25 protein-coding genes are annotated in these 25,713 nt (G+C 74.8%); 16 read left to right on the top strand and 9 right to left on the bottom strand.

Annotated features, from left to right (window positions below; all coding sequences use genetic code 11):
- The first annotated feature begins 13 nt into the window (after positions 1 to 13).
- The 9 genes from EIZ62_RS30415 (at position 14) to EIZ62_RS30455 (ending at position 8,848) form a co-directional block, all read left to right on the top strand.
- Entirely contained in the window at positions 14 to 1,210 is a 1,197-nt protein-coding gene (locus EIZ62_RS30415) for a sedoheptulose 7-phosphate cyclase (protein ID WP_156695870.1), read from the top strand.
- Positions 1,203 to 1,907 carry a cupin domain-containing protein gene (locus EIZ62_RS30420; protein ID WP_156695871.1) on the top strand — a complete coding sequence of 235 codons (705 nt, stop codon included), beginning with the start codon at positions 1,203 to 1,205 and terminating at the stop codon, positions 1,905 to 1,907. The genes EIZ62_RS30415 and EIZ62_RS30420 overlap by 8 nt, the downstream gene beginning before the upstream one ends.
- Entirely contained in the window at positions 1,904 to 2,293 is a 390-nt protein-coding gene (locus tag EIZ62_RS30425) for a pirin family protein (protein WP_156695872.1), read from the top strand. The genes EIZ62_RS30420 and EIZ62_RS30425 overlap by 4 nt, the downstream gene beginning before the upstream one ends.
- Positions 2,290 to 2,871: a VOC family protein gene (locus tag EIZ62_RS30430; protein ID WP_156695873.1), complete on the top strand. Its 582-nt coding sequence runs from the start codon at positions 2,290 to 2,292 to the stop codon at positions 2,869 to 2,871. The genes EIZ62_RS30425 and EIZ62_RS30430 overlap by 4 nt, the downstream gene beginning before the upstream one ends.
- Positions 2,868 to 4,403, top strand: coding sequence for a GMC family oxidoreductase N-terminal domain-containing protein (locus EIZ62_RS30435; protein ID WP_156695874.1), 1,536 nt, complete (start codon positions 2,868 to 2,870; stop codon positions 4,401 to 4,403). Before EIZ62_RS30430 ends, EIZ62_RS30435 begins: the two co-directional genes overlap by 4 nt.
- Before the next feature lie 19 nt (positions 4,404 to 4,422).
- Complete coding sequence (locus EIZ62_RS30440; protein WP_156695875.1) at positions 4,423 to 5,580, top strand: NAD(P)-dependent alcohol dehydrogenase; 1,158 nt, start codon at positions 4,423 to 4,425, stop codon at positions 5,578 to 5,580.
- Between the two features lie 106 nt (positions 5,581 to 5,686).
- A complete protein-coding gene (locus tag EIZ62_RS30445) occupies positions 5,687 to 6,346 on the top strand; it encodes a response regulator transcription factor (RefSeq protein WP_156696678.1) in 660 nt (219 codons plus the stop codon).
- Between the two features lie 159 nt (positions 6,347 to 6,505).
- Positions 6,506 to 8,632 (top strand): sensor histidine kinase, encoded by a 2,127-nt coding sequence (locus tag EIZ62_RS30450; RefSeq protein ID WP_156695876.1) that lies wholly within the window; start codon positions 6,506 to 6,508, stop codon positions 8,630 to 8,632.
- Between the two features lie 57 nt (positions 8,633 to 8,689).
- Positions 8,690 to 8,848, top strand: a complete 159-nt coding sequence (locus EIZ62_RS30455) for a hypothetical protein (protein ID WP_156695877.1) — start codon at positions 8,690 to 8,692, stop codon at positions 8,846 to 8,848.
- Positions 8,849 to 9,097: 249 nt separating this feature from the next.
- Here the strand turns inward: EIZ62_RS30455 and EIZ62_RS30460 are convergent, their stop codons facing one another.
- Positions 9,098 to 9,607, bottom strand: a complete 510-nt coding sequence (locus EIZ62_RS30460; RefSeq protein WP_156695878.1) for a GNAT family N-acetyltransferase — start codon at positions 9,605 to 9,607, stop codon at positions 9,098 to 9,100.
- Between the two features lies 1 nt (position 9,608).
- The gene (locus EIZ62_RS30465; RefSeq protein WP_244376048.1) at positions 9,609 to 10,583 is read right to left on the bottom strand and encodes a LysR family transcriptional regulator; all 975 of its coding nucleotides are present in this window, start codon (positions 10,581 to 10,583) and stop codon (positions 9,609 to 9,611) included.
- 119 nt (positions 10,584 to 10,702) lie between these two features.
- Between EIZ62_RS30465 and EIZ62_RS30470 the strand changes: the two genes are divergently transcribed.
- The 3 genes from EIZ62_RS30470 to EIZ62_RS30480 all read left to right on the top strand — a co-directional run bounded on the left by EIZ62_RS30470 (position 10,703) and on the right by EIZ62_RS30480 (position 13,200).
- Positions 10,703 to 11,119 (top strand): DUF4345 domain-containing protein, encoded by a 417-nt coding sequence (locus EIZ62_RS30470; RefSeq protein ID WP_156695879.1) that lies wholly within the window; start codon positions 10,703 to 10,705, stop codon positions 11,117 to 11,119.
- 81 nt (positions 11,120 to 11,200) lie between these two features.
- Complete coding sequence (locus EIZ62_RS30475; RefSeq protein WP_156695880.1) at positions 11,201 to 11,635, top strand: cold shock domain-containing protein; 435 nt, start codon at positions 11,201 to 11,203, stop codon at positions 11,633 to 11,635.
- A 332-nt stretch (positions 11,636 to 11,967) separates the two neighbouring features.
- Complete coding sequence (locus EIZ62_RS30480) at positions 11,968 to 13,200, top strand: cytochrome P450 family protein (RefSeq protein ID WP_156696680.1); 1,233 nt, start codon at positions 11,968 to 11,970, stop codon at positions 13,198 to 13,200.
- Here the strand turns inward: EIZ62_RS30480 and EIZ62_RS30485 are convergent.
- Both EIZ62_RS30485 and EIZ62_RS30490 read right to left on the bottom strand, forming a co-directional pair.
- A complete protein-coding gene (locus tag EIZ62_RS30485) occupies positions 13,174 to 13,413 on the bottom strand; it encodes a hypothetical protein (protein WP_156695881.1) in 240 nt (79 codons plus the stop codon). The genes EIZ62_RS30480 and EIZ62_RS30485 overlap by 27 nt on opposite strands.
- Before the next feature lie 65 nt (positions 13,414 to 13,478).
- Positions 13,479 to 13,958 (bottom strand): NUDIX hydrolase, encoded by a 480-nt coding sequence (locus EIZ62_RS30490; protein ID WP_156695882.1) that lies wholly within the window; start codon positions 13,956 to 13,958, stop codon positions 13,479 to 13,481.
- Positions 13,959 to 14,038: 80 nt separating this feature from the next.
- On the opposite strand from EIZ62_RS30490, the gene EIZ62_RS30495 reads away from it, so the two are divergent.
- Complete coding sequence (locus EIZ62_RS30495) at positions 14,039 to 14,818, top strand: uracil-DNA glycosylase (protein WP_156695883.1); 780 nt, start codon at positions 14,039 to 14,041, stop codon at positions 14,816 to 14,818.
- Here EIZ62_RS30495 and EIZ62_RS30500 read toward each other — a convergent pair.
- The 3 genes from EIZ62_RS30500 to EIZ62_RS30510 all read right to left on the bottom strand — a co-directional run bounded on the left by EIZ62_RS30500 (position 14,805) and on the right by EIZ62_RS30510 (position 19,032).
- The gene (locus tag EIZ62_RS30500) at positions 14,805 to 16,079 is read right to left on the bottom strand and encodes an NAD(P)/FAD-dependent oxidoreductase (protein ID WP_156695884.1); all 1,275 of its coding nucleotides are present in this window, start codon (positions 16,077 to 16,079) and stop codon (positions 14,805 to 14,807) included. The genes EIZ62_RS30495 and EIZ62_RS30500 overlap by 14 nt on opposite strands.
- On the bottom strand, positions 16,076 to 17,467 hold the full coding sequence (locus EIZ62_RS30505; protein WP_156696681.1) for an NAD(P)/FAD-dependent oxidoreductase: 1,392 nt from the start codon (positions 17,465 to 17,467) through the stop codon (positions 16,076 to 16,078). Before EIZ62_RS30505 ends, EIZ62_RS30500 begins: the two co-directional genes overlap by 4 nt.
- A 128-nt stretch (positions 17,468 to 17,595) precedes the next feature.
- Complete coding sequence (locus EIZ62_RS30510) at positions 17,596 to 19,032, bottom strand: FGGY family carbohydrate kinase (RefSeq protein WP_156695885.1); 1,437 nt, start codon at positions 19,030 to 19,032, stop codon at positions 17,596 to 17,598.
- A gap of 381 nt (positions 19,033 to 19,413) precedes the next feature.
- On the opposite strand from EIZ62_RS30510, the gene EIZ62_RS30515 reads away from it, so the two are divergent.
- On the top strand, positions 19,414 to 20,409 hold the full coding sequence (locus EIZ62_RS30515) for a hypothetical protein (protein WP_156695886.1): 996 nt from the start codon (positions 19,414 to 19,416) through the stop codon (positions 20,407 to 20,409).
- 132 nt (positions 20,410 to 20,541) lie between these two features.
- Positions 20,542 to 22,068 (top strand): amino acid permease, encoded by a 1,527-nt coding sequence (locus tag EIZ62_RS30520; RefSeq protein WP_156695887.1) that lies wholly within the window; start codon positions 20,542 to 20,544, stop codon positions 22,066 to 22,068.
- A gap of 36 nt (positions 22,069 to 22,104) precedes the next feature.
- Here EIZ62_RS30520 and EIZ62_RS30525 read toward each other — a convergent pair whose 3' ends face one another.
- On the bottom strand, positions 22,105 to 22,836 hold the full coding sequence (locus EIZ62_RS30525; RefSeq protein WP_156695888.1) for a GntR family transcriptional regulator: 732 nt from the start codon (positions 22,834 to 22,836) through the stop codon (positions 22,105 to 22,107).
- A gap of 192 nt (positions 22,837 to 23,028) precedes the next feature.
- Between EIZ62_RS30525 and EIZ62_RS30530 the strand changes: the two genes are divergently transcribed.
- Positions 23,029 to 24,219 (top strand): zinc-dependent alcohol dehydrogenase, encoded by a 1,191-nt coding sequence (locus EIZ62_RS30530; RefSeq protein ID WP_156695889.1) that lies wholly within the window; start codon positions 23,029 to 23,031, stop codon positions 24,217 to 24,219.
- On the opposite strand, the gene EIZ62_RS30535 is transcribed toward EIZ62_RS30530, so the two are convergent.
- Entirely contained in the window at positions 24,197 to 25,648 is a 1,452-nt protein-coding gene (locus tag EIZ62_RS30535; protein ID WP_156695890.1) for an NAD(P)/FAD-dependent oxidoreductase, read from the bottom strand. The two genes, EIZ62_RS30530 and EIZ62_RS30535, sit on opposite strands and share 23 nt — an antisense overlap.
- Between the last annotated feature and the right edge of the window lie 65 nt (positions 25,649 to 25,713).

Genomic DNA, 25,713 nt, shown 5'->3' on the forward strand with positions numbered 1-25,713 from the left:
GCCGAGGAGCACCATGTTCGCCCACCACACCGCCCCGCACGGACTGTTCACCCACGGCGGCCCGGCCCGCAGCTGGACCGTCAGCACCGCCAAACCCGTCAGCTACCGCGTCGGCTTCTCACCCGGCGTGTTCGACCCCTCCAGCAGCGCCCTCGCCAGGGCCGGGGCCGTCGACGGCGGCCCCGCCCCGGCCCGGCGGCTCCTCGTCGTCGAGGAACGCGTCGACATGCTGTACGGCGACCTGATCCGCGCCTACTGCGACGCGCGCGGCACGGACGAGTACGCCATCCACGTCCTGCCCGCCCACGAGCGGCTCAAGACCATGGACTCCGTGTTCTCCGTGGTCGCCGCCATGGACCGGTTCGGGCTGGACCGCCGCCGGGAGCCGGTCGTCGCGGTCGGCGGCGGAGTCCTGCTCGACATCGTCGGGCTGGCGTGCAGCCTGTACCGGCGCAGCACCCCGTACGTCCGCGTGCCCACCACCCTGATCGGGCTGGTCGACGCGGGCGTGGGCGCCAAGACCGGCGTCAACTTCGGGGCCGGCAAGAACCGGCTCGGCACCTACCACCCCGCCGCCGAGACCCTGCTCGACCCCGGCTTCCTCGCCACCCTGGACGAACGGCACGTCAGCAACGGCATGGCGGAGATCCTCAAGATCGCCCTGATCAAGGACGCCGAGCTGTTCGAGCTGCTGGAGAACCACGGATCCGCCCTCGTCGCCGACCGCTTCCAGCCGGCCGGCGCGACGGGGGAGGAAGTCCTCGGCAGGGCCGTGCACGGCATGCTCGAAGAACTCCACGACAACCTCTGGGAGCACCGGCTGGAACGCGTCGTGGACTACGGGCACTCCTTCAGCCCCACGCTGGAGATGCGGGCCCTCCCCGCACTCCTGCACGGCGAGGCCGTCGCCCTCGACATGGCGCTCACCACCGTCATCGCCGCCCGGCGCGGCCTGGTCACCGACGAGCAGCGCGACCGCGTCCTGGACGTGATGCGCGCCCTCGGCCTCCCGGTCACCCACCCCCTGTGCGCACCGGACGTGCTGAAGGAGGCGCTCGCCGACACCGTCCGCCACCGCGACGGCAGGCAGCGGCTGCCGCTGCCGGTCGGCATCGGGGGCTCCGTGTTCGTCAACGACCTGACCACCGGCGAACTGGCCCGCGCGGCCGGCGACCTGAGCGCCCTGGGGGAGGTGGCCTCCCATGCGTGACGCGGTCGTCGTCGCCGACGTGCACACCCCTGCCGACGTCCACGGCGTGCACGCCGCGAAGGGGCACTCCCGCTGGACCTGCCTCGCCCGCCGCACCGGCCTGTACGGCGGCTGGGAAGCCGTCGAATGGGCCTGGCTGCCGCCGGGCGGGGTCAGCGGCGAGCACCTCCACTCCCGCACCGAGGAGCTGTACTTCCTGCTCTCCGGACGCGGCGAGATCACCCTCGACGGCCGCCCCCACGCGGTCAGGGCGGGCGACACCGTCCTGACGGGCCTCGGCACCCGCCACGGCCTGCGCAACACCGGGCGCAGGCCCCTGGCCTGGCTCGTCGTCGAACTCACCGCCACCCCCGCACCGAAGGAGCAGCCCGTGAACGGCCACCGCAGCACCGTCGTCCGCGATCTGCGCGGCCACGGCCCCCTGGACGCCTCCACCGTCCTCACCGGCCCGCTGCGCACGGTCCGCCTCACCCAACTGCCGCCCGGCGGCGGCACCGCGATCGACGCGCACGGCGAGGAGCACACCGTGTTCGTCACCGGAGGCACCGGCACCGCCCGCGCCACCGGCAGCCACGTGTCCGTCGCCCGGGGGACCTCGCTCACCCTGCCGCTGGGGACGTCCGCGTGGCTGAACGCCGGCCCCGAGGGGATCGAGTTCTTCCACGCCGCCCTCGACGTACCGGAGGACCAGTCGTGATCATCCATTCCGGCGACCCGGCCTGCGTCCTCCTCGGGACCGGGGGCGAACGGACCACCGTCCGCTGCCTCGCCCGGCGCGGCATGCTCCACAGCGAGTGCGAGGCGTTCGACGAGGTCCGCCCCGGCCCCGGCACCCGGCTGGACCTCACCGGCCGGGACGGCACCGAAGCCGCCTGGTACGTCCTGTCCGGCTCCGTCACCGCCGACGGCGAGCCGGACCCGCTCACCGCGGGCGCCCTCCTCCTGGCCCGCGACGGGCAGGACGTCCGGTTCACCGCCGGCCCGCACGGCGCCCGCCTGCTGTGCCTCACCGTCACCCCGCCCGCCGTGGCCCGCACCCTTCCGCCCCGCACACCGTCCCTGCCCGAGGAGCGCCCGTCATGACCGCACAACCCGCAGACCCCCAGCCCTCCGTCCCCGGCGTCACCGCCGTCCACCACGTCGCGTACACGGTGCCCGACCTCGACGAGGCGATCGGCTTCTTCACCGGCGTACTCGGCGCCCGGCTCGCCTACCGCACCGGGCCCGTGGCCGACCCGGGCGGCCGGTGGATGACCCGCCAGCTGGGCGTCCACGCCGACGCCGTCGCCCACATCGCCATGCTGCGCCTCGGGCCGGTCACCAACGTCGAGCTGTTCGAGTACACCGCCCCGGACCAGCGCCGGGTGTACCCCCGCAACAGCGACTGGGGCGGACACCACCTCGCCCTGTGGACCGACGACTTCGACGCGTCGCTGCGCCACCTCACCGCCCACGACGGGGTCCGCGCGCTGGGCGAGCCGCAGACCGTCGGCGACGGGCCCATCGCCGGGACCCGCTTCGTCTACCTGGCGACCCCGCCCGGCCTGCACCTCGAACTCGTCCACGCCCCGGGCCGCCTGCCGTACCACGACGGGACGGCGGTCCGGCTCTTCACCCCCACCCCCAGCCCCACCCCCGACCTGACGGGAGACACGTCATGACCGGCATCTGGGGACGAGGCACCCCGCCCGTCGTCGCAGCGGAGCAGGACACCTACGAGGCCGACGTCGCCGTCGTCGGATCGGGCGCCGGAGGCGCCACCCTCGCCTGGGCCCTCGCCTCCACCGGGGCCCGCGTCCTGGTCGTCGAACGGGGCGGCTTCCTCCCGCGCGAGGCCGCCAACTGGTCGCCCGACGCGGTGTTCGGCGAGGGCCGCTACCACAACGCCGGCACCTGGCGCACGACCGACGGCGAGGCGTTCACCCCGGCCAACCACTACTACGTGGGCGGCACCACCAAGGTCTACGGCGCCGCCCTGCCCCGGCTGCGGGAGAGCGACTTCGACGCCCGCGAGCAGCGCGAAGGCACCTCGCCCGCCTGGCCGTTCGGCTACGCCGACCTGGAGCCGTACTACGCCGAGGCCGAACGCCTCTACCGCGTCCACGGCCAGGCCGGCGCCGACCCCACCGCGCCGCCGCGCTCCGGGCCGTACCCCCACCCGGCCGTCCCGCACGAACCGGTCGTCGGCGAACTGGCGGCGAGACTGACAAACCAGGGCCTGCACCCGTTCCCGATCGAGCTGGGCATCGACCTGGGAGCCGGGGGCGCCTGCCTGCGCTGCGGCACCTGCGACGCGTACCCGTGCCGCGTCGGCGCCAAGAGCGACGCCGAGACCCGGGCGCTGCGGCCCGCGCTGCGCACCGGGACGGTCCGGCTGCTGACCCGTACCCGGGCCGACCGGCTGCTCACCAACCCCGGCGGGCGCCGGGTCACGGCCGTCGAAGCCGAACGGAACGGGCGCAGGATCCGGGTCCGGGCGGGAACCGTCGTCGTGTCGTGCGGGGCGATCAACTCCGCGGCACTGCTGCTGCGGTCCGGCGGGGCGGCCCACCCGGACGGGCTGGCCAACGGCAGCGGGCTCGTCGGACGCAACCTGATGGTCCACAACAACAGCGTGCTCATGGCCGTCGATCCGCGGCGCCGCAATCCCGTGACATTCCAGAAGACCCTGGCCGTCAACGACTTCTACCACCCGCTGGGCAACCTCCAGCTGATGGGGAAGGTCCACGGGGCCGCCCTCGCCGCCGCCCACCCGCGCCTGCCACGCCGCCTGCTCGGCGCCGTGGCCGCGCGCAGCGTCGACTGGTGGGTGATGTCCGAGGACCTGCCCGACCCCGGCAACCGCGTCCTGCCGGGCCCGGACGGCGGTGTCGTGCTGCACCGCCGGCCCACCAACACCCGGGCTCACCGGGACCTCGTGCGCTGCGCGGCCCGCATGATGCGCCGGGCGGGCCACCCGCTGGTGTTCACCCGGCGGATGGGCGTCGCGGCCACCGGACACCAGTGCGGTACCACGGTCGCCGGACTCGACGAGACGCGCTCCGTCCTCGACCCGCACTGCCGCAGCCACGAGGTCCGCAACCTGTACATCGTCGACGGCGGCTTCTTCCCCTCGTCGGCCGCCGTCAACCCGACCCTCACCATCGCCGCCCAGGCCCTGCGCACCGCCCGCGAGGGCGGCGTACTGCCCTGACCGGCCGGAGGAGCCACCCATGCCCCGCACCACCGCCACCGCCCCCACCGCCCCCACCGTCACCGCCACCGCCGCCGTCGTGCGCGGCCCCGGCCACGCGTTCACCCTCGAGGAGGTACGGGTCGAGAAGCCCCGCCCGGACGAAGTCCTCGTCCGCGTCCGCGCCGCCGGCATCTGCCACACCGACCTGAGTGTCCGGGCCGGACACACCCCCTTCCCACTGCCCGCCGTCCTCGGGCACGAGGGCACCGGCACCGTCGAAGCCGTCGGCGACGCCGTCACCTCCGTCGCGCCCGGGGACACCGTCGTGATGAGCTTCGCCTCGTGCGGGGCCTGCCCGGCGTGCCTCACGGGTCACCCGGTCAGGTGCGACCACTGGCCCGCGCTGAACCTGTTCGGCGGCAGCCGCCTCGACGGCAGCCCCACCCTGCGCGGGACCGGCCGGCACGCCGGCGCCCCCCTGCACGGCCACTTCTTCGGCCAGTCGTCGTTCGCGACGCTCGCCCTGGCCCCCGCCCGTGCCCTGGTGCCCGTGCCCGCCGACCTGCCGCCGCACGTCCTCGCCCCGTTCGGCTGCGGCGTCCAGACCGGGGCGGGCGCCGTGCTCAACGTGCTGCGCCCCGAACCGGGCCACACCCTCGTCGTGTACGGCACGGGTTCGGTGGGCCTGGCCGCCGTCATGGCCGCCCGCCTCACGGCCGCCACCCGGGTCGTGGCGGTCGACCCCGACCCGGGACGCCGCGCCCTGGCCCTCCGGCTGGGCGCCACCGAGGCATTCGACCCGGGCGAGGCCGACCCGCGGGCGGCGGTGCGGGACCTGACCGGTGGTCACGGGGCGGACCGCGCACTGGAGACGAGCGGCCTCCCCGGCGTACTGCGCCAGGCGGTGGACGGACTCGCCGTCGGGGGCGTGTGCGGCGTGGTCGGCGCGCCGCCCGCCGGGACGGACGTCCACCTGGACGTACCGCGGATGCTCGACCGCGGCCCGCGGATCGTCGGGGTGAACCAGGGCGGTGTCGTGCCGCGCACGTTCATCCCGGCGTTGGTGGAGCTGTACCGGGCCGGGCGCCTGCCCGTCGACGCGATCGTGGAGACGTTCCCGCTCGCCGCGATCGAGGAGGCCGCGGCAGCGGCGGCGGGCGGCAGGGTCGTCAAACCGGTCCTGACCATGCCCTGATGCCCGGGTCTGGATGCCCGGGTCTGGATGCCCGGAAAATATGCCTCCGTCACGAAGATCACCTACCGTCGGTTCTGTGAGTGAAGAAGGCGAAACCCCGGAAGTCATGGAGCGCCCCGTGCTCCGCACGCTCATCGTCGAGGACCACCCGCTGTTCCGGAACGGTCTGAAGTCCGCCCTGGAGAGCCTCGGCGAGGTCCTGGTGGTCGGTGAGGCCGAGACCGTGGCCGAAGTGCCCGACGCGGTGGGCCGGCACCGGCCGGACGTCGTCGTGATGGACCTGTCCCTCCCGGACGGCTCCGGCATCGAGGCGATCCGCCGGCTGGCCGAGCTCCACCCCGGCCTGCCCGTCCTCACCCTCACCATGTCGGACGACGACGGCGACCTGCTCGCCGCGCTCCAGGCGGGCGCGCGCGGGTACGTCGTCAAGGGCGCCAGCGCGGAGGAGGTGCTGCACGCCGTGCGTACCGTCGCGGCGGGCGGGGCCGTGTTCGGCGCCGGGGTCGCCGCCCGCCTGACGGGCCTGGTCTCCGGCAGCCGGCGCCGTGACGCCGAGCAGCTCTTCCCGGCGCTGACGGCGCGCGAGTGCGAGGTGCTGGAGTACATCGCGCGCGGTTTCGACAACCGGCGCATCGCCCGCGAGCTGGTGCTGTCCGAGAAGACCGTGCGCAACCACATCACGCACATCTTCGAGAAGCTCCACGTCGCCACCCGCGCCGAAGCCGTCGCCCGTGCCAGGGACGCCGGCCTCGGCGAGGACGCCTGACCCGCCCCCGCCGCCGCCCGTCTGCACCCCGCGCCGGGCTCGGCCAGGAACGCACATGGCGCGGCCGGGACCGGGCCGGGACCACGGCCTCATGCGACCGGGACAGCGGGCGGCCCACCCTTGAACGTCCACGGGAGCACCGACCGCGAGGAGCGTGAGATGCCTCGACCGCCGACCACCAGGGGGACCCCGGTAGCCGGGCCCGCCGACCTTCCGGCCTACGTGGTCTGTGTGGCGGCGATGCTCTCCGGCTTCCTCTGGGTGACGCTCGTCCTCGTCCACCGCGACCACCCGGTCCTGGACGCCGTCAACCTCCACTACGCCGCGATCGCCGTCCTGCTGTCCATGGGGCTCGCCCTCTCGGGCATGGCCCTGCTCGCCCGCGGTTCCGGCCGCCCCCTCGGATGGCTGCTGCTGTCCACCGGCGGCATCTTCGCCGGCGGCGCCGCCCTGTCCCTGACGGCCGGGCTCATCGGCGTCGGGCCGGGCATCGCCACCGTCCTGGTCCTCGTCGACGTGGTGGGCTACGCCCTGTTCGGGACGGTCGTCTTCACGCTCCCGCTGTGGCTGCCCGACGGCCGCTGGCCGCGCGGCTGGGCCCGGGCGTACGTCATCGTCCTGGCGCTGTGGAGCCTCGCCCAGCAGGTGTACGAGTTCACCCAGCTCGACACCTGGTACGTCGACAACCCCCTCGCCGAGGGCGCCTGGGCCCGGGCCGGCCAGTGGGCGACGCCCGCGATGCTCCCGGCCATCGACTGGGTGCCGCCGATCGCCGCCGGCCTGCCCCTGGTGCTGCTGGCCGTCCGCCGGGTGCGCACGCCCGCCGCGGAGCGCCGGAACTTCGTCCTCGCCCTGCCCTACCTCGCATGGCTGGCCGTCATGTACTTCGGCGCCTACGCCGACGCCCCGCAGACCGTCGTCTTCGCCGTGCAGTACGCCGGCGCGGCCATCTGGCCCGCCGCCCTCGCCTTCATCGACCTCCGCGAGCGGGCCTGGCACCTCGATCGTGCGGCCCGCCGCATCCTGACGGCCCTCCTGCTGACGTTCGTCCTGTTCCTGCTGTACGGCACCGCCGGGCTGCTTGTGTGGCACGCCGGGGCCCGCGAGCCCGAGGGGCCGCTGCTGCTGGCCGTCGCCGTCGCCCTGGTCATCGGCGCCCTGCTGCGCCCCACCGCCCGCTGGGCGTCCCGGGTCGTCGACCGTTACTACTACGGCGCCCGTGCCCAGCCGTACCAGGTGGTCCGGGACCTCGCCGACCGCCTCAGCAAGGCACCCGACCCGGGCGAGGCGCCGAGGCTGCTGTGCGCGACGGTCGTCCACACCCTCGGCCTGAGCGCCGCCGCGCTGACCGTGGACACCCACCACGGCCCGCGCGAACTGGTCGCCCTGGGCGAACCGGGACCGGCCCCCGAACACTTCCCGCTCTGCTACCGGGGCGAGGACATAGGCCGGCTCACCGTGCCCCCGCGCCCCGGTGAACTGGCGCTCGACCCGCAGGACCGGGAGGCCGTCCAGGTGCTCGCCGACCACGCCGCCCCGGCGATCGCGTCGATGCGGCTCTACGAGGACCTCCAGAGCAGCCGCGAGCAGATCATCCTCGCCCGCGAGGAGGAACGGCGCAGGCTGCGGCACGACCTCCACGACGGCCTCGGCCCCGCCCTGTCCGGCCTCCGCCTCCAGGTGGACGCCGTCCGCGGCACCGCCCGGCCCGACGTGGCCCGTCCGCTGCTCAAGGTCTCCGAGGGCATCGGGCGCGCCATCCGCGAGTTGCGGCACATCACGGACGGCCTGGCACCCGCCGCGCTGGACGGCGCGGACCTGTCCCGCGCCCTGCGCCAGCTCGCCGAGCACCTCAGCAGCCGCAGCCTGTGCATCTCCGTGACGGTTCGGCCCGACCCGCTGCCCCGGCTGTCCGCCGCCCTCGAAGTGGCGGTCTACCGCATCACCGCCGAGGCGCTGAACAACGCGGTACGCCACTCCCGCGCCGACCACGCCCACGCCACGGTCACCGTCGCCGACGGGCAGGTCGGCGTCCACGTCCACGACAACGGCGACGGGTTCCCGGACCACCAGCGGCACGCCGGGGTGGGGCTGCGGTCCATGGCGGAGCGTTCGGAGGAGCTCGGCGGCCGCTTCACCCTCACCAGCACCGCCGACGGCACGGTCGTGCGGGCCGTGTTCCCGTCCCGCCCGGGCTCCGCCCCACCGGCCCGCCCGGCCGGGACAGGGACATCGTCGGGACCTGAGTCCCATGCGCCCGAGACACGGGACCGCTCAGACTCATGAGGGTCGGGACATACCCGGCAGACCTAAGAAACCCGGCATCTTGAAGGAGACTCCCTCATGGCCTCCACCAGCCGCTCACGTTCCACGAAGGCCAAGGCGGCAGGCGCGGCAGCCGTCGCGGCGGCAGCCGCGATCATCCCCTGGGCCGTGCGCCGCATGCGCAAGCACGAGGGCGTCACCAAGACGCCCGGCTGCATACCGATCTGCAAGGGCTAGGTCGTGTCCGTCAGGTCTCGCCTGGCCCGTGACGCCCTGCACGCACTGTCGCCGCGTTGTCGTCGGTCGCCATGGCTCCGCCATGTCTCCCTCCTCCGCCTTGCGACAGCACGCACCGGACGCCACGGCCCCCGCCCTCCGGGCGGACGCCGATACTACTGGACACTCCCTAGGAAGGGCCAGGGATCCGGAGGGATCCACCGGAACACGCACCCCGAGCAGCGGGCCCGGAACCGTCCGGGCCCGCTGTCATGCCGTCGGCGAACCGATCCTCCGGCGGAAGCAGACCCGGTCCTTCCCCGGCCCGTCGTAGTCACGGTGCACCGGCAGGCCCCCGACCTCGACGTCCCCTCCCACCGGGTCGAACCCCAGCGCCCGGTGGAAGGCGATGGACCCGGTGTTCCACGGGGTCGTCACCGCCCGCACCTCGCGCCGCCCCGCCTCGGCGGCCCGCTCGAAGAACGCCGAGTACAGGCCGCGGGCCAGCCCCCGGCCCCGCAGCGCGGGGTCGACCCCCACGAAGTGGATGTGGGCGTCCTCCTCGTTGTCGGCCGCGTGCAGCCCGATCAGGAACGCCTTGATGCCGGTGCTGTCCTCGGCCACCAGGCTGGTCCCCGCGAAGGAGTGCAGGAACAGCCTCGGCAGCAGCAGGGACGGCTCCCGGGCCCCGGCGGGCGAACGCGATTCCCTGCGCCACCTCTGCGCGGACTCGACGAGGGCGCGGTGGTCGGACACGCGCGCCCGGCGCATCATCGGCATGTCAATCCCCTTTGGACTCGGTGTGCCCGGTGTGCCACCAGTGAGGGTTCGGGTCGGTCCCTCCCACCCCCACCATGCCGCCCACCGCGCGCCGCAGCACGGCGACCTCCGGTGTGTCGCGGCGTGCGGATGACCAGGCGAGCACCGCGGTGCACGGCGGCGCGTCCGACACGTCGACGTAGGCGATGCCCGGCCGGGGGAACAGGGCGCGGCAACTGGCCGAGACGAAACGCACCCCGAGCCCCTGTGCGACCGCCGAGATCCCCGCCTCGAACGTCGTCGCCCGGTGCGCGGTGTACCCGACCGGCGCCCCGTCCGGGCGGGGATCCGCCGCCCAGAAGTCCCGCCACACCCGGGCCACCCGCGGTGAGGACCCGACGACCGGCAGGCCCGCCAGCTCCCCGTACGACACGGACGGCCGCCCCGCCAGCGGGTGACCCTCCCAGAGGCACACCACCTGACGCTCCGTCGCCAGCGGCAGCGTCTGGATCCCGGGAGGCATGGGCGCGTACGCCAGGACGGCGTCCACCCGGCCGTCGAACAGCGCGTCCGTCTGCTCCACGAAGTCCACCTCCCGCAGGTCGAGCTCCAGCCCCGGGTGGTGCTCCCTCAGCCGCTCGCCCAGGGCGGTGAGCACGGGCAGGGCGGTGACGTAGCAGCCGAGCACCACCCGCCCGGTCAGCGTCCTCGACCGCTCCCGCACCGCCTCGCGCAGCCGGTCGGTGGCCTCCACCACGGCCCGGACGCGGGGAAGCAGCGCCTCACCGGCGGCGGTGAGTTCCACGCGCCGGGTGGAGCGCTCCAGCAGGGCGACGCCCATCAGCTCCTCCAGCCTGCGGATCTGGCGGCTGAGCGCCGGCTGGCTGATGTACAGCCGGCCGGCGGCCCGGCCGAAGTGCAGCTCCTCCGCCAGTACGAGCAGCAGCCGCAGCTGGTGCACGCTCGGGTCAACACCGCCGGCCGGCTCGCCATCCATACCGTGGACGGTATCAATGCGGCCGTACGGCGCATCAGTGACGGCTTCCCCGGCGGGGGCGCCCCGGCCGACGATGGAGTCCGCACACCGTGCCGTCGGTGGGCGGGTGAGGAGCCGTCATGTCATCACGTCACGCCTTTCGTTGTGTCCTGGCGCTGCTCGCGCTGTTCGTCCTGGTCACCGGGGTGCTGGAGATCGCCGTCGGGCCGTCGCTGCTGCCCGGCGGCCCGGACGTCGACACCACCGTCGACAGCAACTACCGCTTCTTCGCCGGCATTTGGTGCAGCCTCGGCATCGTCCTGGCGGTCGCCGCCCGCGACCCCGGCGGCCACGCCACGCCCCTCCGGGCCGTCTTCGGCGCCGTGTTCCTCGGTGGCATCGCCCGCGGCGTCTCCTACCTCGACGTGGGCGCGCCGCACGCGCTGCACACGGCCTTCATCGGTGTCGAACTGCTCCTGCCCCCGCTGCTGCTGCTCTGGTACGGCCGCCTGTACGCCGCCTCCCGAGGGGTGCGGAGCGCGGGCCAGGAGCGGTAGATTCGCCGCCGAGCCGGGCGCGTCCCACCGGGACACCCCGGACGCCGGAGCAGTGGTGTGGTGTGCGGAGGTAGGACGGCTGTGTTGTCGGTGGGCAGGATCCTCCGGTTCGACGAGGTCCGCGGTTACGGGTTCATCGTCCCCAGCGACGGGGGCGAGGACGTCTTCATGCACGCGAACGACCTGGTGAACGACAAGTGTCTGTACCAGGCGGGCCGCGAGGTCGAATTCCGGCTGGAGATGGGGGACAAGGGGCCCAAGGCCTCCGCCATCCGGCTCGTCCGGCGGCCGGCGGACGAGCCGGCCCACCCGTCGCCGAAGGCTCCGCGCGACGGCATCGGCGACCTCGGCGACCCGGACGACGACACGCTCGACGTGCTGACCGACGGCGAGTTCCGCACGGAGCTGACGGAGGCCCTCATCGAGGCTGACGCCACGCTCACCACGGCCCAGCTGAAGCGCGTCCGCATCCGCGTCGCCGAACTGGCGCGCTCGCACGGCTGGGTGGAGGGCTGACGCACCCGCGCGCCGCGCCCCCGAGGCCCGCCGCCTCCGCACAGGCCACCCGCCCACGGAGACAGGAGTCCGCCATGACCCCGCAGCCGGCCCACGGCACGCGACCCGACGGCACCCCGCCTGACGGCACCCCGCCCGACGGCACCCGCCCCGGCGGTGGCACTCGCCCCGGCGGCACTCGCCCCGGCGGCAATGAGCCCGACGGCCGGGAGCCCGGCGGCACCCGCCCCGATGGCAATGAGCCCGACGGCAGCCTGCCCGACGGTGGCACCCGCCTGGACGGCACCCGTCTCGACGGTGGCACCCACCCCGACGGCCCGGAGCCCCACCGTATGGACCCCTCCGGGGGGTGCCCGCACCGGGACAACGCGCGACTCCTCGCCCGGGGCGCCGTCGCACCCGTCGTCCTGCCGGGCGGCGTGCCCGCGATGACGGTCCTGGGCCACGAGGCGCTCAAGGGCTTCCTCACCCACCCGGACGTCGCCAAGGGCGCCGAGCACTTCGCCGCCCTCCAGGACGGGCGGATACCCGACGGCTGGCCCCTGCGGACCTTCGCCACGGTCCCGGGCATGACCACCGCCGACGGCGCCGAGCACCGGCGGCTGCGCGACCTCGTCGGCCAGGCGTTCACCGCACGGCGCGTCGAACGGCTGCGGCCCCGCGTCGAGGAACTGACCGCCGAACTCCTCGACGGACTCGAGGCGGCGGCCCGGGACGGCGACGGAGTCGCCGACCTGCGGCGCCACTTCGCCCTGCCCCTGCCCATGGGCGTCATCTGCGAACTGCTCGGCGTGGACGCCGGACACCACGACCACCTGCACCACCTCTCCAGCAGGATCGTCGCCACCGACAGCTCGCCCGAGGAGGCGGTGGCCGCCAACCGCGAGATGGCGGACGCACTGCGCGCCGTCGTCGCGGCGCGCCGCGCCGCCCCCGGCGACGACCTGACCAGCGCCCTGATCGCCGCCCGCGAGGAGGACGGCGACCGGCTCGCCGAACCCGAACTCATCGGCACCCTCCTGCTGATGATCGTCGCCGGCCACGAGACCACCCTGAACCTCATCACCAACGCCGTCCGCGCGCTGTGCGCCCACCGCGAGCAGCTCCGGCTGGTCCTCGACGGCCGGGCCGGGTGGGCCGACGTCGTCGAGGAGACCCTCCGCTGGGACAGCCCCGTCAGCCACTTCCCCTTCCGCTACCCCACCCGCGACCTCACCGTCGACGGCACGGTCATCCCCCGGGGGACGCCCGTGCTCGCCGGCTACTCCGCGGCGGGCCGCGACGAAGCGGCCCACGGCCCCGACGCCGACCGCTTCGACGTCACCCGCGCCGGCCGGGGCCGCCCCACGGCCCGTCACCTCTCACTCGGCCACGGCCCCCACTACTGTCTGGGCGCCCCCCTCGCCCGGCTGGAGGCCACCACCGCGCTCGAACGGCTCTTCACCCGCTTCCCCCGGCTCGACCTCGCCGTCCCCGAAGCCCGGCTGCCCCGGGTGCCGAGCTTCGTGGGCAACAGCGTGCGCACCCTGCCCGTACGGCTACGGGCGGACCGTGCCGTCCGGTGAGCGCAGCGCGGACACCAGCCGCAGCAGACGCGCCTCGTTGCCCGACAGGCCCGCCCGGCGCAACGCCTCGTCCGCCTCCGCCATCGGCGACGACAGGTGGACGACCGCCATCGGAGCGAGCGCCGGGTCGGTGAGCACCGCCCGGGCCGTCTCCATCAACCGTATGTAGGCCTGGGCCGCCGCGCGCTCACGTGATGTCAGGGTGGTGGTCATCTCTCGCTCCCTGTCGACCGGTCGGTGTGTTCCCCGCGCTCCACTCTCCACCACGGCACTGACAATCAGCTCCCGTCGCGCCCGCGCACGTACTCCGACAGCCGCTCCAGGAACACCTGCTGACCCGACACCAGCCGCGGCGCCGCCTCCTCGGGCGTCATCCACGCCACCCGGTCGACCTCGGGGAACTCCCGTGTCCGGCCCGAACCACGCGGCCACTCCATCGTGAACGTGCCCGGCACCACCGCCGCCGGGTCCAGGTCGGCCTCCACCGCCCACACCGTCACGATCTTCCCGCTCGCCTGGCGCGTCTCACCGAGCGGCACCGGCTCCCCGTCCGGAACCGGCAGGCCCAGCTCCTCCACGAACTCCCGCCGCGCCGCCGCCTCGGGCGTCTCGTCGGCCTCGTACTCGCCCTTCGGGACCGACCACGCCCCCGCGTCCCGCGCCGCCCAGGCGGGACCGCCCATGTGGGCGATGAGCACTTCCAGGGTTCCGCCCGAGGTGCGGAACAGCAGCAGACCCGCGCTTCGCTTCACCGTCATGCCGGAGAGTTTGCCCAGGGCCGACGGGGTTAGCGTCGACGGACGGCACGATCACCCCGACCGAGGGAGCGCGAGACCACATGTCCGTGTCCGAAGGGTCCGGCGACCCCGACCACGACCCCGTCCTGCCCCCGCGCGAGGCACCCCTCGCCCGGTCGGTGCCCGCGCTGGACGAGCGCGTCACCCACTGCCGGGCCTGCCCGCGCCTGGTCGCCTGGCGGGAACAGGTCGCCCGGGAGGGCCGCCGCGCCTACACCGGCTGGGACTACTGGGCCCGGCCCGTTCCCGGCTTCGGCCCCGACGACGCCAGGCTCCTGGTCATCGGCCTCGCCCCCGCCGCCCACGGAGGCAACCGCACCGGCCGCATGTTCACCGGTGACCGCTCCGGCGACGTCCTCTACGCCGCCCTGCACCACGTCGGGCTCGCCAACCAGCCGGAGGCCACCGACCTCCACGACGGGCTGCGCCTGTACGGGGTACGGGTCACCGCCCCGGTCCACTGCGCCCCGCCCGCCAACAAGCCCACCCCCGAGGAGCGCGACACATGCCGCCCCTGGCTGGCCGCCGAACTGCGCCTGCTGCGCCCCACGGTGCGGGCCGTCGTCGTGCTCGGCGCCTTCGGCTGGCAGGCCGCCCTGCCCGCACTCGCCGCAGGCGGCTGGTCGGTGCCCAGGCCCCGGCCCGCGTTCGCGCACGGCGCGCACGTCACGCTGGCGGCCACCGACGGGGGAGCGGACCTGGAGGTGTTCGGCTGCTACCACGTCAGCCAGCGCAACACCTTCACCGGCCGCCTCACACCCGCCATGCTGCACGACGTCCTCGGCCGAGCGGCGGAGGCGGCCGGGCTCACATCACCCTGATCCGCACCGGCCCCCCGGCCGGATCGACCCGCCCCGCCCAGCCGGCCGGCAGCGGAGCCGACCTGTCCGGGCCGACCGTGCGCCACATCCGTCTCCGGTACAACAGGACCCCGTCCTGACTGACCACCACCACCGGACGCACCAACCGCCGCGCCGCGCGCACCAGGAACCGTCCCCCGCCGGCACCGCGCCACCCGGCGCCACCGGGCACCCCCGGGGCGTCGAGCCGGTTCGGCGTCACCCACCGCAGCGGCGCGTCCACCACCACCGGCACCCCCGCCCCGCACCCGCCCGCGGGATTCGACAGGAACGCCAGCACCGGCCCCGCCACCGCACGGCCCTCCACGACCGCCGTACCGGCCGGCTCACCCCCGTGCAGCACGTCGCCCACCGCGAACACCCCCGGCACCGACGTGCGGAACGCGCCGTCCACCGCCGGCCCCCGCGTCCCGGGGTCCAGGGCGACACCGCCGAGCCGGGCGAGCTCCTGCTCCGGCAGCCAGTCCCCGGTGAACACCACCGTGTCGCACGCCACCGTCGCCTCCCGACCGTCGCGGTGCCGCAGCCGCACCCCCGACAGGCGCCCCCGCCCGAGGAGTTCGGCCACCGTCGTCCCGCCCATCACGGGCACCCGCCCGGTGAACGCCCCGGGCCGGTGCCACGGCCGCTCCGTGACCAGCGCGGCCACCTCCACGCCCGCCGAGCGCAGCGCCCGCACCGCCTCCCACGAGACCGGCTCCGCCCCGACGACGAGCGCGCGGGTGCCGACGGCGTGCCCGTACGCGTCCACCGACCGCAGCAGTTCGCCCGTGGTCAGCACCCCGGCGGGCCGTGTCCCCGGCACCAGGCGGGCACTGCGCGGGCGCTCCCGGGCGCCGGTCGCCAGGACGACCGCCCGCGCGGCGATCCGCTCCCGGCCGGACGCGCCCGTGACGTCCAGCGTGAGCGGGCCGGACCAGCCCGTGACGGTGACACCGGTCCGGACCACCGCCCCGGCCCGTACCGCCGCGCGCCAGGCCCGGTCGTGCGCGGCGCCCCACCCGGCCCGGGCGCCCCACCCGGCCCGGGCGCCCCGCCCGGCTCCCGTGTCCCGTCCGGCCCGGGTGCCTCGCCCGTACCCGCCCCGCCTGGTTCCGGGGGACCGCTCCCGCTCCAGCACCTCGACCGTGCCCGCGCCGAGGGCCGCCAGCCGGCCGGCCGCGGCGAGCCCGGCCGGTCCCGCCCCGACGACCAGCACGTCGACCGTCCGCGTGACCGTCACCGCGCCCCCTCGAACAGCTCCCGGAGCTCCGCCCCGCAGAAGTACCCCTGGCACCGCCCGCTCCCCGCCCGCGTCCGGCGCCGCAGACCGGCGGGGGAGACGGGCGGGACCGGCGAGGCGAGCGCGTCGCGGACCTCGCCGCGGGTGACCCGCTCACAGAAACACACGATCTCGCCGTACGCGGGATCCTCGGCGATCAGCTGCGCGTCCGCGTAGGGGCGGGGGAACGCCTCGCCCAGATTCGGCATGCGCACCGTCGGCAACGGGCGTACGGCGCCCGGCTCCAGCCCCGCCTCCGCCAAGAGCTCCACCACGTGCGCGGCGATCGCCATCGACGCGGTCAGGCCCGTCGAGCGGATCCCTCCGGCCGTGACGTACCGCAGTTCCGGGTGACAGGCGATCCGGTAGTCGTCCTCCCCGGTCGCCGCCCGGAGCCCCGCGTACACCGCCGTGACCTCCTCCTCCAGCAGGGCCGGCAGGATCCGCCGCCCCTTCTCCCGCAGGAACGCCAGGCCCTCGGCGGTCGAGCCGGTCGCCGCCTTGTCGTCGAGGTCCTCGGCCGTGGGGCCCAGCAGCACCTTGCCGTACACGGTGGGGCAGACCAGTACGCCCTTGCCCAGCGCGGTCGGCACCGGCAGCAGGATGTGCCGCACCAGATCCCGGGCGAAGGCGTCGAACACCATCAGCTGGCCGCGCCGGGGCGTCACCGTAAAGTCGCGGATCCCCAGCATCCGGTCCAGCTCGTCCGCGTACAGCCCGGCGGCGTTGACCAGGTACCGGGTGCGCAGGACGCCCCGGGTCGTCACCAGCTCGTGCCCGGAGCGTCCGCCGGGCCGCACGTCCCGCACCCGGCAGCCGAGGTGCAGGTCCACCCCGGCGCCCACGGCCTGGGTCGCGTAGGCGAGGGTGGTCGTCCACGGGCAGATCACGCTCTCGCCCGGCACGTCCAGCGCGCCGAGCGCGCCCGGCCCGAGGTGCGGTTCACGCGCCCGCAGCTCGTCGGCGCCGATGATCCGCGTCCCGGGACAGCCGTTGCGCTCCGCCTTGCGCGCCAGCCCCGGCAGCGCGGCGAGCTGTTCGTCGTCCCACGCGACGAGCAGCGCGCCCAGCGGCTCCACCGGGATGCCCACCTCGGCCGCGTACGCGACGAGCCGCCGCTGCCCCTCCCGCACCAGCCTGGCCTCCAGCGACCCGGGAACGGCGTCGAAACCGGTGTGCAGGATCGCGGTGTTGGCCTTCGAGGTGCCCTCGCCGACATCGTCCGCGGCCTCCACCAGGGCGGTGCGCAGCGGGAAGCGCGCCAGCTCACGGGCGATGGCCGAGCCCACCACCCCGGCACCGACCACCACCACGTCGTACGTCTCGCCAGGAAGCGACGCCCCGGGCACGGCCTCCCCGGCCGGCCCGGTCCCGGTCGGCACACCCGCCGGCGACCCTCCCCGGCGCCGGTGCAGCTGGTGCAGCCGGGACTGCCGGGACAGCAGCGACAACAGGGATGGCAGCGACGGTACGGGCGTCACGGCGTGCGCTCCAGCACCGCCGCCACCGCCGAACGGAACGCCCCCATCCGCTCGGCCGCCTCGGTGGCGGTGACGCGTGGCTCGTACACGGCCGACGGCGCCCGGCGCGGGAGGGCCTCATCGAGCGGCAGCCGCGGATCGAGGCCGAGCCGGGCGAGGGCTCCGGCGCCCAGGGCGGTGGCGTCGGGCAGCGCCGAGACCTCGACGGGCCGCTGGAGGAGGTCGGCCTGCGTCTGCATCAGCAGCGCGGAGCGGGTCAGCCCGCCGTCCACGCGGAGCGACGCGAGCGGTGCGCCCAGGTCCGTCGCGGCCGCCTCGGCCAGCTCCACCACCTGCGCGGCGACGCCCTCGCACAGCGCGCGCACCAGGTGCCCGGCGGTGGTGTCCAGCCCCAGTCCGGTGAGCGATCCGCGGACGTCCCCGCGCCACCACGGCGCGGCGAGCCCGGCCAGCGAGGGTACGAACGTCACGCCGCCCGCGTCCGGTACGGAGGCGCCCACCGGGTCGAGGTCGGCGGCCCCGCCGATCACGCCGAGGTCGGTGAGCCAGCGCACGGCGGAGGCGGCCGTGTACACCTGCCCGTCCAGGCAGTAGCTGGTCCGCCCGGCGAGGCGCCACGCCACGCAGGCGACCAGCCCGGAGGCGCCGCGCCGGGGGCGGGCGCCGGTCTGGGCGAGCAGGAACGCCCCGGTGCCGTAGGTGCACTTGGCCGTGCCCGGCGTGGTGGCGCCCTGGGCGAGCAGCGCCGCCTGCTGGTCCACCAGCAGCCCGGTGAGCGGCAGGTCGCCGCCGAAGGCGCCCGTCCTGCCGACGGGCCCGGCGGCGTCCACGATCCGTGGCAGCCGTTCACCGGTCAGCCCGTACGCCTCCAGCGCCTCCGGCGACCAGTCGGTCGCCTCCAGGTCCATGAGCTGGGTGCGTCCCGCCGTGGCGGCGTCCGTGACGAACTCGCCGGTCAGCCGGTGCACCAGCCAGGCATCGCTGGTCGTCACCACGCCCTCGCGGGTCAGGTGGCGGCGTATCCACGCCATCTTGGGCGCCGCGAAGTACGGGTCGAGCGGCAGGCCGGTCGTGTGGCGCAACCGCTCGGCGTGCGGGGCGAGTTCCGCGCAGATCCCCGCCGCCCGCTTGTCCTGCCAGACGATTGCGTCGGTCAGGGGCGCACCGGTGGCCCGGTCCCAGGCGAGGACGGTCTCGCCCTGGTTGGCGAGGCCCACGGCGGTGACCGGTTCGCCGGCGTCGGCCAGGGCGCGGTGCCCGGCGTCGACGACCGAGGAGAGCAGCTCGTGCGGGTCGGCCTCGACCCGGCCGCCCGTTAGGTGGCGCGGGCGTACCGGCGCCGCACCGGAGCCGATCACTCCGCGGTCGGGGCAGATCACCAGGGCCTTGGTGCCCGACGTGCCCTGGTCGACGGCCAGTACGGGGCCCGTCATCGGCCACTCCCGTCCGCTCGGGTCCGCATCCGCTGCGGATGCGAAAGATCGTCGAACGGAAGCGTGGTCCAGACCGGCTTCGGCGTCAAGGTCCGTCCGTGATCATACGGACACGGAGCGGGGGCGACCGGCCGCGAGCGGAGCCGGGCGTAGCGTACTGACGCGTCATCAATGAGCTTTGTTTTTCGGTTTGTTGCGCTTCTCGCGCAAAAATGGACCGACTTCGTTCAACGAGCCCTATAGTGATCGCCGATCAACGGCCGGTAGTCAGGGAGCAGTCCGACCGCTCTCCCCGACGTACCGGCCACACCCCCACGCGCGCTCACGAGGACCCATGACCGTCACACCGATACCGGCCTGCCCACCGACGGGGACGGGGTGATGCCCGGCCAGGACTTCCGGCCGGTGTACCACCCGGCGGGCCACGACTCCGCGCTGCGCGGAGTCCTCCAGGACCTGCGGACCGGGCGCTGGCTGTCGATGGCCCAGCTCCTGACGGACACCGCCCGCACCGCCGACCGCTCCCTGTGGACCCGGCGCACCCAGGTGCTCGCCGCGGTGGCCGCAGGGTCCGACGTCGTCCAGGCGTGGCGCGCCGAGCAACCCCACAGCATCGCGGCCGCCGTCATGCACGCCCGGGTCTCCGTCGAACGCGCCCTGCGCGCCCACCGCGAGGGGCACTCCCGGACCGGCGAGCTGTGGACGCTCGCCTGGGAGGCGTGCCGGGCCGCCGCGCAGGTGGCACCCGCCGACCCGGTGCCCTGGGTGGGCCTGCTGGCCCTCGCCGTACTGGACGACGAACAGCGGATGGACGAGCACCGGGTGCGGCCGCCCGGGCCCATGCTGCCGCCTGGCCCCTGGGGCCTGCTGGCGGAGGCGGACAAACGCGACCCGCACAACCGCGAGGCGTACCACCGGATGCTCCAGTTCCTGTACGCCCGCCACTCGGGAAGCGGATCCCTCTCCGAGGCGGTCAACTTCGTGCAGTGGGCCGCCGCCTCGGCTCCGCCCGGCTCCGCCCTGCACGTCCTGCCGCTGTACGCGAGGGTCGAGCGGTACCGGCGCGAACGGGGCCAGGAGCGCGCCCTGGACCTGCACTGGGTGGCCGAGGACGCCGACCGCGACGCCGACCGGGCCCTGCGCAACTGGTTCGAACGGACCGATCCCGCCGCCGAGTCGATCCTCGACCTCAACTACCTGGCGCACGCCCTGTGGGGAGCCCTGCGGTTCGACGACGCCGCCGGGGTCTTCACGGTACTGGGCCCGTACCACACCCCGCAGCCCTGGGCGTACCGCACTCGCGACCCCGGCGACCAGGCCCTGGCCGAGGAGCTGTTCCTCCGCGCCCGGAGCCGGTGCCTGCACACGCCCCGCTGACCGTTCACCCGTCGGCCGGCACCCGGCACCCGACACCCGACACCCGACACCCGGCGACCGTGCACCAGGTCACCCGCCGACCGCGTGAACCGCTGACCGCACACGCCCCACCCACCACCAGGAGGTAGCGCCATGTCCCGCACCCTATGGGCCGGTCCGGAGCGGCCGTCCCCGCCGACGGACGAGGAGGAGCGGCTGAGGGAACTCGGCTACCAGCCGGTCCTCGCCCGTCGGATGGGAGGCTTCGGCAACTTCGCCATCAGCTTCTCCGTCATCTCCGTCCTGTCCGGCTGCATGACCCTGTACGGATTCGGCCTCGGCACCGGTGGCCCGGCCGTGATGATGTGGGGCTGGGCGGGCGTCGGCCTGTTCGTGCTCTGCGTCGGCCTGGCGCTCGCCGAGGTGACCAGCGCCTACCCCACCTCCGGCGCCCTCTACTACATGGCCGACCGGCTCGGCGGCCGCCGCTGGGGCTGGTACACCGGCTGGCTGAATCTGCTCGGTCTGCTCGGGGCGATCGCCGGTATCGACTACGGCGCCGCGCTGTTCACCGGCGCCTTCCTCAACCTGCGCTTCGGTTTCGAGCCGACACCCGGCTCCACCTTCGTCATCTTCCTGTGCATCCTGCTGTTGCACGCCGTGCTGAACCTCTTCGGCGTCCGGCTGGTCAGCATCCTCAACTCCATCAGCGTGTGGTGGCACCTGACCGGCGTCGCCGTGATCGTCGGCGCCCTGGCGATCGTCCCCGACCACCACCAGTCGGCCGAGTTCGTGTTCACCGAGTTCGTCAACGACACCGGCTGGGCCAACCCGTTCTACGTGGCCGCGGTCGGCCTGCTGCTCGCCCAGTACACCTTCTCCGGGTACGACGCCTCCGCCCACCTCTCCGAGGAGACCTCCAACGCGTCGGTCACGGCGGCCAAGGGCATTGTCCGGGCCATCTGGGTCTCCTGGCTCGCCGGCTTCGCGCTGCTCGCCGGGCTGACCTTCGCCATCCAGGACTACGCCGGCACACAGAACAGCGCGACCGGAGTACCTCCCGCGCAGATCCTGCTCGACGCGCTCGGCTCCGGCGGCGCCACGGCGCTGCTCCTGGTCGTGATCGTGGCGCAGTTGTTCTGCGGCAACGCCGAGGTGGCCGCCGCCAGCCGCATGGTGTTCGCGTTCAGCCGCGACAACGCGCTGCCCGGCTCGGCGCTCTGGCGCAAGGTCAGCGCACGCACCCAGACCCCGGTGCCCGCCGTCTGGCTGTCGGTCGCCGTGGCGGCCCTGCTCGCCGTGCCGTCGCTGTACTCGGCCACCGCCTACGGCGCGGTCACCGCCATCAACGTCATCGGGATCACCCCCGCGTACGCCATCCCCATCTACCTGCGCCTGCGTGCGGGCAACCGCTTCCGGCCCGGCCCCTGGTCCCTGGGCCGGTGGAGCAGGCCGATCGGCTGGACGGCGGTCGTGTGGGTGGCGCTGGTGACGGTCCTGTTCTGCCTGCCGCAGAAGTCCCCGGTCACCATCGACTCGATGAACTACGCCGTGATCGCGCTCGCGACGGTGCTGGTGCTGGCCACCGCGTGGTGGTACGTGGCCCGCCGCTCCTACGGCACCCCCGCCGCCTATGGCAACGCGCGCGAGCAGGCGGAGATATCCGAGGGCATCGTCTGACGCGGCCCCCGTCCCGGGGCGGCGTGCGGAGGCGGCCTACCCGGTGAACTCGTACGTCCAGGAGGCCGCTTCGGGCGCGAACCGGATGTCGGTGACCTCCAGCACGTGCCCGTGCTGGTCGCTCACGACCCGGTGCACGGTCAGGCAGGTGGTGGCGACGGGGCCGTGGCCCACGCCGATCGACTCGCGGCGCGTCAGCCGCAGCCCCGCGCGGTGCATCCAGTGGTACAGCAACCGCAGGTCGGGCCGCGCGGGCCAGTCCTCCTGCCGCCGGAAACGGCCGAGTTCGGGCACCTCGGCGAGCGCGTGCGGGGAGAACCGGGACAGCGCCTCCTGGACGGAGGGTGTCCCGGCGCCCGGGACGTGGTGGCGGTGCACGAGCGAGGGCTCGCCGGGCAGCAGGCCCAGCCGCTCGGCGAGCCCGGTGGGCGTGGGCTCCCAGGCGAGCCGGGTCACGGCCGACGCGTCGGAGGTGCCGGTGCCGCACGGGAAGCGCAGCAGGCCGGGGGCGAGGACCGGACCCGCCTCGCCGGGGGCGGCCGACGCGGCGAACGTGCCCCGCCGCTCGGTCACCACCAGCCCCTCGTCGCGCAGCAGTTGCAGGGCGGCGCGCACCGTGTGCCGGTTGACCCGGAAGCGGTGCACCAGGGACCGCTCGGACGGCAGCCGGTTGCCGGGGGCGATCCGCCGCTGGGTGAGGTCGTCGCGCAGCGCGGCGGCCACCCGGAGGTAGAGCGGAAGTGCCGCGGGGGTCTGGGGCTCAGCCATGTTCAACCCTCAATTTCCTTCGCTCACAGTAGTCGAGCGTGCCGTTCGGGTGAGCAATCCCTATCATTGGTCTAAACCTCTAGGGAAGGGGGTGCCGGGCCTTCCCGCCCACTCTGGCCGAATCGGATTCACCGTCCGGCGCCCGGGTACCCGGGCCGCGCCCCCGCAGGAGCCGGCGAAGGGAAACGCACGATGAGGGCCGTGACATGGCAGGGAAAGCGCGACGTACGGGTCGAGACGGTGCCCGACCCGAAGATCGAAGAGCCGACCGATGCGATCATCAAGGTCACGTCCACCGGGCTGTGCGGCTCGGACCTCCACCTGTACGAGGTCCTCACCCCCTTCATGACCCCCGGTGACATCCTCGGCCACGAGCCGATGGGCATCGTGGAGGAGGCCGGCCCCGAGGTACCGGGCCTCAAGCCGGGCGACCGTGTGGTCGTCCCGTTCCAGATCGCCTGCGGGCGCTGCTGGATGTGCACCTCGGGGCTGCCGACCCAGTGCGAGACCACCCAGGTGACCGAGGAGGGCATGGGCGCCGCGCTCTTCGGCTACACCAGGCTGTACGGTGCCGTGCCCGGCGGCCAGGCCGAATACCTGCGCGTCCCGCAGGCCCACTTCGGCCCTGTCAAGGTCCCCGAGGGCCCGGCCGACGACCGTTTCCTGTACCTGTCCGACGTCCTGCCCACCGCCTGGCAGGCCGTCCAGTACGCCGACGTCCCCCCGGGCGGCTCGGTCGCCGTCCTCGGGCTCGGCCCCATCGGCGACATGTGCTGCCGTATCGCCCTCCACCAGGGCGCCGCCCAGGTCATCGGCGTCGACCTCGTACCCGAACGCCTCCAGCGCGCCCGCGAGCGCGGCGTCGAGGTGTTCGACCTGAACGCCTTCGACAAGGACGACGACCTCGTCGAGGCCGTCAAGGACCGCACCGCGGGCCGCGGCCCCGACGCGGTCATCGACGCGGTCGGCACCGAGGCCCACGGCAGCCCGGTCGCCCGCACCCAGCAGAACGCGGCCGGACTGCTGCCCAAGGCGTGGGCGGCCAAGCTGCACCAGAAGGTGGGCGCCGACCGGCTGGCCGCCCTCTACCTGGCCATCGCCCTGGTGCGGCGCGGCGGCACCATCTCGCTGAGCGGCGTCTACGGCGGAGCGGCCGACCCGATGCCGATGCTGACGATGTTCGACAAGCAGCTCCAGCTGCGCATGGGCCAGGCCAACGTCCGCCGCTGGGTCGACGACATCCTCCCGCTCCTCACCGACGCCGACCCGCTCGGCGTGGACGACTTCGCCACCCACCACGTGCCGCTGTCCGACGCCCCGCACGCGTACAAGATGTTCCAGGAGAAGCGGGACGGGGCGGTCAAGGTCGTGATGCGCCCCTGACCGCGCCCGGGCTCCCCTCACGCCCAGGCGGGGAGCCCGCGTCTCCGTCCTCGGGCCGCAGGGGCGGCTCCGGCGGGGTCGGGGGCACCGGCCCGAACAGCACCGCGCGGGCGATGCTCGGCGCGAGCAGCACGCTCACCGGCTCGACCAGCGCGAGCACCGACCGGAACGCCTCACCCACCACCGGATCACCGGTGTAGCGGGCCTCCACCCGCTTCAGGTACCAGGCGGCGGGCCGGTCGAGGAGACGGGACCCGACGGCGTTGCCGGTGGCGCCCGGCATGTTCTTGTCGGACCCCGAGGAGATCGACCAGGCCTGCTCGGAGGCGCCGAGCAGGGCCCGCTGCACCCGCCGGGTCGTCGGGGTGCGCCGGCGGTCCGCCAGCGCGTCCCGCAGCGCCACCGCGCTGATCGCGGCGACCGCCATGCCCTGCCCGTAGATCGGGTTGAAGGTGCACAGGGCGTCACCGGTGGCGAGGAACCCGGCCGGACGGCGGCCGGGACGGTCGTACCGCCGGCGCACGTTGGCCGTCCCGCGGAAGCCGCGCACGGCCGACTCGGCGCGTGCCTTCGTGAGCCAGTCGTGCAGGAGGGGGTGCGGGAGCCGTTTGGCGTACTCCTCGAAGGCGTCCCCGTCCGTGGGCGGCTCGTCGCCGCGCAGCCCCGAGAGGGTGACCATATGTGCGCCGCCCTCGATGGGGATCGCCCCGCCGCCGTACGTCTGCCCGGGGCCGGGGATGACGTAGATGCCGAGGCAGTCCGCGACGCCGCCCGGGGTCTCCTCGCGGTACAGGCGGGTCGCGTAGGCGAGGCCGGTCTCGATGTTCTCTTCGTGCGGCGGCTCGGCACCGATCTCCGCCAGCCACCGGGGCGCCTGCGTGGCGCGGCCGGAGGCGTCCACCACCAGGTCCGCCTCCAGCACGCGGGTCTCGCCGGACCCGCGTTCCCGCAGGCGCACGCCCCGGACCCGGGTGGCGTCCCCGAGCAGCCCGACGGCCTCGGCACCCTGCACCGCGTGCACCCGCGGGTCGGCCAGCACCCGGTGCCGGACGAGGTGTTCGAGCCGCGGCCGGGCGCCGGTGAACAGCGGCGAGGTGCCGGCGGTGCGCCGGAACCACCGGCCGCCCTGCCACTGCACCAGGTCGCGCGGCATCGCCACCCGCGGCGACCCCTGCTCCCGCAGCTCGTCCACCACCCCGGGGAGCAGCTGCTCCAGGGCCAGTTGACCACCCTCCAGCAGAACGTGCGTGTGCCGCCCCTGCGGCACGCCGGGCCGGGCCTCCGGCTCGTCGGGGTACCGGTCGCGCTCGACGACCGTGACCCGCTCCGCGTGCTCCGCGAGCACCCGGGCGGCGAGCAGCCCCGCGAGGCTCCCGCCGACCACCACCGCGTGCCGCGCCCCGCGCCCGTTCCTTAACTGGTCCGCCATTCCCGCCCCTTAGCGTCGTCGGTCTCCGGCGGGGCCAGTATCCCCGGTCGTCCGTACTCGCCGGG

It is taken from the genome of Streptomyces ficellus (assembly GCF_009739905.1).
GTDB lineage: Bacteria > Actinomycetota > Actinomycetes > Streptomycetales > Streptomycetaceae > Streptomyces > Streptomyces ficellus_A.

Bases quoted from the DNA above. Each gene is read 5' to 3' on its own strand.
- EIZ62_RS30415 (WP_156695870.1), top strand. From the start codon at position 14: ATGTTCGCCCACCACACCGCCCCGCACGGACTGTTCACCCACGGCGGC.
- EIZ62_RS30420 (WP_156695871.1), top strand. From the start codon at position 1,203: ATGCGTGACGCGGTCGTCGTCGCCGACGTGCACACCCCTGCCGACGTC.
- EIZ62_RS30430 (WP_156695873.1), top strand. From the start codon at position 2,290: ATGACCGCACAACCCGCAGACCCCCAGCCCTCCGTCCCCGGCGTCACC.
- EIZ62_RS30435 (WP_156695874.1), top strand. From the start codon at position 2,868: ATGACCGGCATCTGGGGACGAGGCACCCCGCCCGTCGTCGCAGCGGAG.
- EIZ62_RS30440 (WP_156695875.1), top strand. From the start codon at position 4,423: ATGCCCCGCACCACCGCCACCGCCCCCACCGCCCCCACCGTCACCGCC.
- EIZ62_RS30445 (WP_156696678.1), top strand. From the start codon at position 5,687: ATGGAGCGCCCCGTGCTCCGCACGCTCATCGTCGAGGACCACCCGCTG.
- EIZ62_RS30450 (WP_156695876.1), top strand. From the start codon at position 6,506: ATGCCTCGACCGCCGACCACCAGGGGGACCCCGGTAGCCGGGCCCGCC.
- EIZ62_RS30455 (WP_156695877.1), top strand. From the start codon at position 8,690: ATGGCCTCCACCAGCCGCTCACGTTCCACGAAGGCCAAGGCGGCAGGC.
- EIZ62_RS30460 (WP_156695878.1), bottom strand. From the start codon at position 9,607: ATGCCGATGATGCGCCGGGCGCGCGTGTCCGACCACCGCGCCCTCGTC.
- EIZ62_RS30465 (WP_244376048.1), bottom strand. From the start codon at position 10,583: ATGGATGGCGAGCCGGCCGGCGGTGTTGACCCGAGCGTGCACCAGCTG.
- EIZ62_RS30470 (WP_156695879.1), top strand. From the start codon at position 10,703: ATGTCATCACGTCACGCCTTTCGTTGTGTCCTGGCGCTGCTCGCGCTG.
- EIZ62_RS30480 (WP_156696680.1), top strand. From the start codon at position 11,968: ATGGACCCCTCCGGGGGGTGCCCGCACCGGGACAACGCGCGACTCCTC.
- EIZ62_RS30485 (WP_156695881.1), bottom strand. From the start codon at position 13,413: ATGACCACCACCCTGACATCACGTGAGCGCGCGGCGGCCCAGGCCTAC.
- EIZ62_RS30490 (WP_156695882.1), bottom strand. From the start codon at position 13,958: ATGACGGTGAAGCGAAGCGCGGGTCTGCTGCTGTTCCGCACCTCGGGC.
- EIZ62_RS30495 (WP_156695883.1), top strand. From the start codon at position 14,039: ATGTCCGTGTCCGAAGGGTCCGGCGACCCCGACCACGACCCCGTCCTG.
- EIZ62_RS30510 (WP_156695885.1), bottom strand. From the start codon at position 19,032: ATGACGGGCCCCGTACTGGCCGTCGACCAGGGCACGTCGGGCACCAAG.
- EIZ62_RS30515 (WP_156695886.1), top strand. From the start codon at position 19,414: ATGCCCGGCCAGGACTTCCGGCCGGTGTACCACCCGGCGGGCCACGAC.
- EIZ62_RS30520 (WP_156695887.1), top strand. From the start codon at position 20,542: ATGTCCCGCACCCTATGGGCCGGTCCGGAGCGGCCGTCCCCGCCGACG.
- EIZ62_RS30525 (WP_156695888.1), bottom strand. From the start codon at position 22,836: ATGGCTGAGCCCCAGACCCCCGCGGCACTTCCGCTCTACCTCCGGGTG.
- EIZ62_RS30530 (WP_156695889.1), top strand. From the start codon at position 23,029: ATGAGGGCCGTGACATGGCAGGGAAAGCGCGACGTACGGGTCGAGACG.
- EIZ62_RS30535 (WP_156695890.1), bottom strand. From the start codon at position 25,648: ATGGCGGACCAGTTAAGGAACGGGCGCGGGGCGCGGCACGCGGTGGTG.